8 protein-coding genes are annotated in these 7543 nt (G+C 40.3%); 2 read left to right on the top strand and 6 right to left on the bottom strand.

Going from position 1 to position 7543, the window contains the following annotated elements:
• The first annotated feature begins 581 nt into the window (after positions 1 to 581).
• Positions 582 to 1133, top strand: coding sequence for a PKD domain-containing protein (locus M8998_RS14670; RefSeq protein ID WP_249994104.1), 552 nt, complete (start codon positions 582 to 584; stop codon positions 1131 to 1133).
• A 176-nt stretch (positions 1134 to 1309) separates the two neighbouring features.
• On the opposite strand, the gene M8998_RS14665 is transcribed toward M8998_RS14670, so the two are convergent.
• From M8998_RS14665 to spt, 5 genes are read right to left on the bottom strand one after another with little or no spacing between them, the layout of a single operon-like run.
• Entirely contained in the window at positions 1310 to 1711 is a 402-nt protein-coding gene (locus M8998_RS14665) for a GtrA family protein (RefSeq protein ID WP_249994102.1), read from the bottom strand.
• A 22-nt stretch (positions 1712 to 1733) separates the two neighbouring features.
• A complete protein-coding gene (locus tag M8998_RS14660) occupies positions 1734 to 2399 on the bottom strand; it encodes a CDP-alcohol phosphatidyltransferase family protein (protein WP_249994100.1) in 666 nt (221 codons plus the stop codon).
• Between the two features lie 10 nt (positions 2400 to 2409).
• Positions 2410 to 3408, bottom strand: coding sequence for an NAD-dependent epimerase/dehydratase family protein (locus tag M8998_RS14655; protein ID WP_249994098.1), 999 nt, complete (start codon positions 3406 to 3408; stop codon positions 2410 to 2412).
• Positions 3405 to 4526 (bottom strand): hypothetical protein, encoded by a 1122-nt coding sequence (locus tag M8998_RS14650; protein ID WP_249994096.1) that lies wholly within the window; start codon positions 4524 to 4526, stop codon positions 3405 to 3407. Before M8998_RS14650 ends, M8998_RS14655 begins: the two co-directional genes overlap by 4 nt.
• Before the next feature lie 14 nt (positions 4527 to 4540).
• Positions 4541 to 5740, bottom strand: coding sequence for a serine palmitoyltransferase (spt, locus tag M8998_RS14645; protein WP_249994093.1), 1200 nt, complete (start codon positions 5738 to 5740; stop codon positions 4541 to 4543).
• A gap of 319 nt (positions 5741 to 6059) precedes the next feature.
• Here spt and smpB point away from each other — a divergent pair, with 319 nt between their 5' ends.
• Entirely contained in the window at positions 6060 to 6515 is a 456-nt protein-coding gene (gene smpB, locus M8998_RS14640; RefSeq protein WP_249994091.1) for an SsrA-binding protein SmpB, read from the top strand.
• A gap of 18 nt (positions 6516 to 6533) precedes the next feature.
• Here the strand turns inward: smpB and M8998_RS14635 are convergent, their stop codons facing one another.
• Positions 6534 to 7454: a helix-turn-helix transcriptional regulator gene (locus M8998_RS14635; protein ID WP_249994089.1), complete on the bottom strand. Its 921-nt coding sequence runs from the start codon at positions 7452 to 7454 to the stop codon at positions 6534 to 6536.
• Positions 7455 to 7543: the final 89 nt, after the last annotated feature.

The raw sequence follows: 7543 nt of genomic DNA, 5'->3' as shown, positions 1-7543 counted from the left end.
TACTCACCACGCATCATGATCATTTCTTTAAAGAACTTTCTCGCCGCCGCATCGCGCTTTGGCTTTTTATATCTTATCCTTTCGGACTTGACTTTCATTTTGTTTGCCCTTCCTCTCGGTTGGGATTGCAAAGGTAAGAATCTTTTCTGAACTTCCAAATTATTTGTGAAAATAATTTGAGAATCTCCTCTTCTCAATTCATGCGATTATCCAAGCCTAAACCCAAATAAACCCACTTTTATATCCTCTCACCACTGTTCCTCCCTTGCGGAGTGGTGCAAAGGTAGAATAAACTTTTACTCCCACAAAACCTTTTCTACATTTTCATGTTTACCACTCCCTAACTGCCTTATCCACAAGGAGATTTTTTTGAAAGAAAATCATTGCTACCTTTAAATTGATTTACCAATCACACTGCGTAATCCTATTTGGAACGCTATACCAACTACTAGAATATCTATCGTATGTATTTATTTCTAGGCAATCGTTGACACTAATTCATACATTTAATCCACCATACATCCCGAAAACAGTCATCAAACTAACTCATCTCCTTCCACTAACTATAAAATCATTATTGAATGTATCTATTAAAAACAATCTGCCTACTATCACTATTGACATCAGTCGTTACCAGTTGTAGCAAACAAACATTAGAGAAAGATGATCTTCCTTCTTTGGATTTCGCAGTAGCGACAAACTACCGAGAGCAAGATCATTTAGATTATTCCGATGAAATAGAGGCCTGCGTATTTCAACCTTTAAGGATTAATAATACCTCAGCGAATTTATCAGCATATGAGTGGGATTTTGGAAATGGCGAGACTTCAATGGAAATATCGCCTACCATAAAATATGAAAAAGCTGGTATATATACTATACGGCTTTCTACAAAGAACAATACTGAAACCACAACAGTTCTGGAAAAGACGATTAAAGTGAAGAATTTGCTGTTATACGCAGTAGATGTTATCGACTTAGATTACCGGATGGCTATCATTAAAGGTGTTGAAACAGGATGGCCGATAGACGCAAAACCTAACATCCGATTTGGGATCCGCAAGTTTGATCCTCACTCCCTCCTTAACAATCCAAACACACAGCCATTATATACTTACTTCTACAGATATTAAAATGGAGAATAATGTTGGCCTATGTAAATTCATAATCGCTCCATACCGGAAACTTTCATAGCAAATTACAGGCTTTATCCCAATCAAATAAAGATCATCACACCTATACGATACAATAAGTGTCGATGTATAAAGAATACATTAACGATCCGTACCAAATCATATTAAGTGAACACCTATTCCTTACTCGCTCCTTTTCGGAAAACCCAAAATTTTTGTAGTGTAAAGTTGAAGCCCAACGACACCACTAACTCTACCATCAATCGGGTGATGCGATAATCTATTCCCGTAATATCTGTCAGCAGTGGCGTACCTTGTGATTTCAATAGAATGCTACCTATGACTACAATAATAAACTTCCACAGCTGATCTCCTACTTTAGTCTGCTCATCTTTGAAAGTCCAATAGCGATTGATCGAAAAATTGACCACGGCACCAATAGCGCCTGAGATTACAATGGATGTACTAATGGGCAATTCAAATAGCTCCACACCACAAATCATGATCGCATAATCGACCATACCGCCAACAAAGGCGGATAGTTGTGCTTTTAAAAACTGTTTGACGCCTTGAGCCATTCTCTGATATTAGAGTTATTCTTTATATTTTCTTCTTTTCGAGCGCGTCTCTTTCATCACCTAATACCAATAATTTCTTGGTATCCACCAGATTAATGAAAAACAAAGCAATACAAATCAGGAATACAGAGTATAGAATACTGCTAGGCACAAAAATCTCTAAAACAATCACCAAGCAAAGTACTACTCGGACCTCTGTTGGGCCTAATAAGCCGGCATCAATGGTATATTTGTCGGTAATCTTGTAACGAAGCTGACTGATAATCATAGCCCATCCGTACAAAGCCACTAACAAGAAACCCATAATTTCGTACTCCGATTCTACGTACAGGTGAAATCCTAAGCCAATGAAGACCGTACTTATCCAGTCCATTACGATGTCCAACGCAAAACCATACCATTTACGCGATTTGTCGCGGTAGTATGCAATGCGACCATCCAAAGAATCGCCAAACCATTGTACAAAAAAGCCAACGAGTGCCAGCCATAGATAATTAATATCAAAATAATTCGCTAAAACAAAGCTGGCGAAGATGACGAGTGAACCAAACAAACCAATTGCCGTTAAACCGTCGGAAGTAATCCATTGCGGTATACGCGGCACCAAGTAACTGATAAACTTTTGTTCGGGTACGCTCAGTATATTGGTCCGTTTTCTATCTGCAAAAAGTTTCTTATTCGTCTCCATAATTATTTTATTATAGCCAATGGTGCTTTTTATACCATAAAAGGCTTTCTGTAAGACCGGCTTCTAGATTGTAACGCGGCTCAAAGTGTAATTCTTTTTCTGCTTTCTCAATAGAGCATGCCCAGCTGCCGGCCGTGATCTCATTCAATCGTTCCGTGTATAACACGGGCGTCTTGGGGGAGGATTTATATAGCCATTCTGATACACGGGCAACTTGCTTTACTACCGCATATGGCACATGTACGCGCCACATCCGTTTTTGAGTTATTTTTTTAAAGATATTTGCCAGCTGATAACGATCGTAAACGTTTCCATCCGAAACATGATAAAAATCCAGTTTTGTTAACGGAGTCTTTAGACTCTGGATCAGTAGATTTGCCAGATCCTTCACAAAAATAAAGCTCAATGTCTGCGGATTCCGGCCAATATAGGCATCGATACCTTTGTCTAAGGTCCGAAGCAAGATAAAAATGTCTTTATCTTTCGGGCCATATACGGCCGTAGGTCGAAAAATACGGATCGGTTTGTCGGAAAACTGTTCTTTTACCAATTGCTCCATACGCATTTTACTCCGCCCATAAACCGTTACCGGTTGGTAGGCCGAGCTTTCGTCGATCCAGCCATTGTCGTAAGATAAAGGGCCTACAGCTGCCAAACTACTTAAAATATGTACTCGAAGGGGTGGTTTTGGAATCGAAAAAGCAGCTTTTAGTAAATTAATGGTATAGTCCACATTCACCAAGACCATATCGGATTCGCGCTTGGCTTTGGTGAGGGCTGCAGCATGAATAATATACATGTAAGATTCTTCTGCCAGCCAGTGCGTCAGCTTCTCTACATCTGAAAAATCTACTTCAACAAAAGTATCTACCAAGTGGGAAATATCTTCTATTTTGCTGGAATGCCGAATGGTGGCATGAATGGAAAAACCGGCTTCTTTTGCTGCATGTACCAGGTGACACCCCACAAATCCGCTAGCACCGGTTATTAACAGCTTTGGTTGACTCATACTGATTTTTCGAACAAGCGATATCGCTTGTACAGCTGACCATTTATCTGCTCAATAGCACTATTCATCAAATAATTGCTATCCAACATCCAAGAGCATTCCGCTCCCTTCAGGTTGCTGCGTTTTCCGTTTCTAATCAATTTACCGTACAGGCAGGCTTCAATACCCAATTTTCTATAGGGCTCCAGAACACCTAACATCAATACTCTAACGTTATCAATATTTTTACGACCGAATAGCAGTCTGAAAATGCCTGTGGGAAGCAAACGACCACGCTTGATCTTGATCTGCACTTGATTGATATCAGGAACTCCTAATGCAAATGCAATGATCTCCCCTGCTTTCTCTGCTACGATCGCGTACTGAGGATCAACAATCATCTTGAGATCTTTCGCTGTATGATTGAATTCCTCGTCAGTCATGGGCACAAATCCCATGTTTTTGTCCCATGCTTTGTTGTATACTAGCTTTATTTTCTGCGCTTCGTTTTTAAAATCCTTCAGATTAATTTCACGAAGTGTAATGCCTGAGCGATTCAATCGTTGTTCCAAACGATCCATTAAATCTAATGCACGGCCATTTACGGTAGCGGTATCTACAAAATAAGCCCGAAGGTCTTCCTTCTTAGTAAAACCGTAATTGGTAATCAGATCTGCGTAATAAGGAAAGTTATATGTCATCATCGCCATAGGCGGACGATCAAAACCTTCAATTAGCAATCCGCAGGTATCATTCGTCGTGAGGTTAATAGGACCTACGATGTGATTTCCTCCTTTTTCCTTCACCCATTGATTTACCTGATCGAATAATGCATTGGCTACATCCTGGTCATTGACACAGTCGAAGAAGCCAAAATGACCTTCGGAAGCCTGCACATAGGCATTGTGGTTGTTATTCCAAATAGCTACTATGCGCCCAGATAAAACACCATTTTTGTACGCTAAATAAGGTTGGGCGGATGAATGTTTGTAAAATGGATGTTTATCGGCTGATAATAAATCCTGCTGTCCTAGAAAAAGTTCAGGTACATAGTTTTTATCTTCCTTATACAGATCGTGTGGGAAGTCAATAAAATGTGCAAGCTGTTTTTTGCTTGTTACTGGAACGATTTCAATCATCGGACGATCTATTTTTAGCTTAACAACTCTACGTCGGCCGCTTTGAAAATTTTAGCCATTTTCTCCACTGCTTCGTCTATTTGGCTGAAAGTATGCGTTGCCATCAAAGAGAAACGAATCAATGATTCTTCCGCTGGTACAGCTGGTGAAACCACCGGATTCACAAAAACACCATCTTCCTGCAAGGTCTTGGTTACCCAAAACGTTTTCTCATTATCTCTGATAAATATCGGAAGAATTGGGCTTTGTGTATCGCCCAGATCAAACCCGCTGTCTAACAACGATTGTTTTGCATAACGGGTGTTTTCCCAAAGTTTTTCAATATGCTCTGGTTCCGATTGTATGATCTCTAACGCTTTCAAGGTACAAGCTACAGACGCAGGCGTCATACTCGCACTAAACATCAGTGAGCGTGCTTTATGTTTTAAATATTCAATGACATCGGAATCTGCGGCTATAAAACCACCTAGCGAAGCCAGGGATTTACTAAATGTACCCATGATGAGATCCACCTGATCGGTTAATCCGAAATGGTCTGCAGTACCTGCTCCTAAATGCCCAATCACTCCTAAACTGTGCGCATCATCCACCATAACCGCAGCATCGTACTCTTTTGCGATCTTCACCATTTCTGGCAAGTCTACAATATCTCCTTCCATGCTGAAGATGCCATCTGTAGCGATCATTTTTAGGCTTTCTTCCGGCAAACGGGAAAGTTTAGCCCTTAGATCAGCCATATCATTGTGCGCATACTTGATCACTTTGGAAAATGATAAGCGACTGCCATCGATAATAGAAGCATGATTACGATCGTCTAATAAAAGATAGTCATTACGACCAGTAAGGCACGACAAAGGACCTAAGTTCGCTTGAAAACCAGTACTGAAAAGGATGGCGGATTCTTTGCCTACATAGGCAGCCAAACGCTCCTCCAACTCAACATGGATGTCTAGTGTACCGTTTAGAAAGCGCGAACCAGCACACCCACTACCGTATTTTTCCAACGCAGCCTGACCCGCTTCTACTATGCGCTGATCGGTAGTTAATCCCAGATATGAATTAGATCCAAACATTAATACACGTTTGCCATCAATGATGACCTCGGTATCTTGCCGAGATTGTATAGGACGAAAGAAGGCATAAAGGCCTTTCGCTTTTAAATATTCTACTTCCGTAAACTGCGATATTCTACCGCTCAACTTTCCTTTGCTCATTCTATTATGATGTGCTATGTACTTTTCCGCACAGATGTTATACTTTTTGAACATCCGGATGCAAATGTCAGAATTTTACTGCAAATGTAGTGCAAATTACCAAAATTTGACCGTTTGTAGATGATTCCGCAAAAATCCATGGGATATTCCATAGGATATTAGGCTGGCAAATGTACGGAACTCGACCAAATAATTTTACATACAGTGCCACATAAATATCAAAAAATTAATCCAATTTTAACACAAAAAAACAATAATTTCTTACGACTTTCATACTAGTGCGGTATTTTGTACTTTTGCACATCAAAAGATTGCAACTATGGCTATCGCATCGCGAATCAATATAAAGAACAAAAGAGCTACATTCGAGTACCACATTCTGGATACGTATGTAGCTGGCTTGGGATTGCTCGGCACAGAGATTAAATCTATCCGCGAAGGCAAGGCAAATATCAATGATAGTTTTTGCGCATTTTTTGAAGATGGTCTTTACATTCGTAATATGCATATTGCGGAATACTCTTTCGGATCATTTTACAACCACGAAGCAAAACGGGATAGAAAACTTTTGTTAACGAAGCGAGAGCTTAAAAAGCTGAAAGAGAAGGGCGAAGAAAAAGGATTCACTATTGTACCGCTCCGTATATTTATCAGTGAGCGTGGCTTCGCCAAAGTAGAAATTGCCTTGGCACAGGGTAAAAAAGATTTTGATAAACGGGATACTATTAAAGAACGTGAGTCGAAGCGAGAGCTAGATCGCGCAATGAAACGATAAACGACCATCCTACTAGTACTAGTGCGATGCGCCCATCTTGTTAGCATAAGCGCCCGGCGTTAAGCCTTCTCTTCTGCCAAACAAGCGAACAAAATAATTCACGTCGTTAAAGCCTACCGCGTAGCCTGCTTCTTTTACACTCAGGCCTTGTTCAAGAAACCTTTTAGCAAATGCCATTCGTTCTCGAATGACATATTCAATAGGACTTATCCCAACCTGCGACTTAAATTCTTTAAATAAAGCGGAGCGACTCATATTCGCCTTCTTACTTAGCAAATCGATCGTCAACTCGCTGGAGATATGCGCTCGGATAAATTCGGTTAGGTAATTCAGTAAAGAAGTCTTTTTTTCTTCGGGAGAGCTTATATGTAACAAATTTTGCATTTGTACCGTACGAATCAGCAGCTCTTGAATGGTTAACTCCGCTAATGCTTCGTGAAAGTGATCGTTGCCCGACATCAGCCGAAATAACTTATTTGTTAGATACATCGTTTCCGCATCATGCTTGAAGTGAAATTTGTCCCACCGGAAGCGCCATTCTGATGACTGATCATTGGAGGGCGACCGCTCATTTAGAAATTGAACTACATCTTCCACTTTACGGCGGTCTATCGTCAATGCCGCGCATTGGGTAGGAGCCGAAATAGTAGCTTCTGGAAAATCAATCTTCATCAACTTATTTTCTGGCAACACTAAGGTTTCTCCTGGTACATAATCGAAAGATGGTGTATCTTCCAAGTGCATCACTTTCCTGCCACGCAACATATTGACCATTACAATATCACCAAATTGGAGAGGAACCGCATGCGTTGGCTGATAGGTCTCAAAGACATTAAATTCAAAACTCCCAAATGTAGCCACCCGTCTATTCTCTACTAGCGTAGATAATTGCTTATCTGTAGAAAGTGGCAGCGCATCTAATGCATAATTATAATTCATGCTTATCAAATTTAGCCGTAAACGACATAGGTAAGATACGGAAAAAATGATGGAAAGAAAAAAGGTTTGCTTGTTTAACCATGATTAAC

It is taken from the genome of Sphingobacterium sp. lm-10 (assembly GCF_023554555.1).
GTDB lineage: Bacteria > Bacteroidota > Bacteroidia > Sphingobacteriales > Sphingobacteriaceae > Sphingobacterium.
The sequence above is the reverse complement of the archived record's forward strand: the minus strand, read 5'-3'. Positions and strand labels throughout refer to the sequence as shown.

Coding starts and splice junctions, on each gene's coding strand:
- spt (WP_249994093.1), bottom strand. CDS start 5,740: ATGAGCAAAGGAAAGTTGAGCGGTAGAATATCGCAGTTTACGGAAGTA.
- M8998_RS14635 (WP_249994089.1), bottom strand. CDS start 7,454: ATGAATTATAATTATGCATTAGATGCGCTGCCACTTTCTACAGATAAG.
- M8998_RS14665 (WP_249994102.1), bottom strand. CDS start 1,711: ATGGCTCAAGGCGTCAAACAGTTTTTAAAAGCACAACTATCCGCCTTT.
- M8998_RS14650 (WP_249994096.1), bottom strand. CDS start 4,526: ATGATTGAAATCGTTCCAGTAACAAGCAAAAAACAGCTTGCACATTTT.
- smpB (WP_249994091.1), top strand. CDS start 6,060: ATGGCTATCGCATCGCGAATCAATATAAAGAACAAAAGAGCTACATTC.
- M8998_RS14655 (WP_249994098.1), bottom strand. CDS start 3,408: ATGAGTCAACCAAAGCTGTTAATAACCGGTGCTAGCGGATTTGTGGGG.
- M8998_RS14660 (WP_249994100.1), bottom strand. CDS start 2,399: ATGGAGACGAATAAGAAACTTTTTGCAGATAGAAAACGGACCAATATA.
- M8998_RS14670 (WP_249994104.1), top strand. CDS start 582: ATGTATCTATTAAAAACAATCTGCCTACTATCACTATTGACATCAGTC.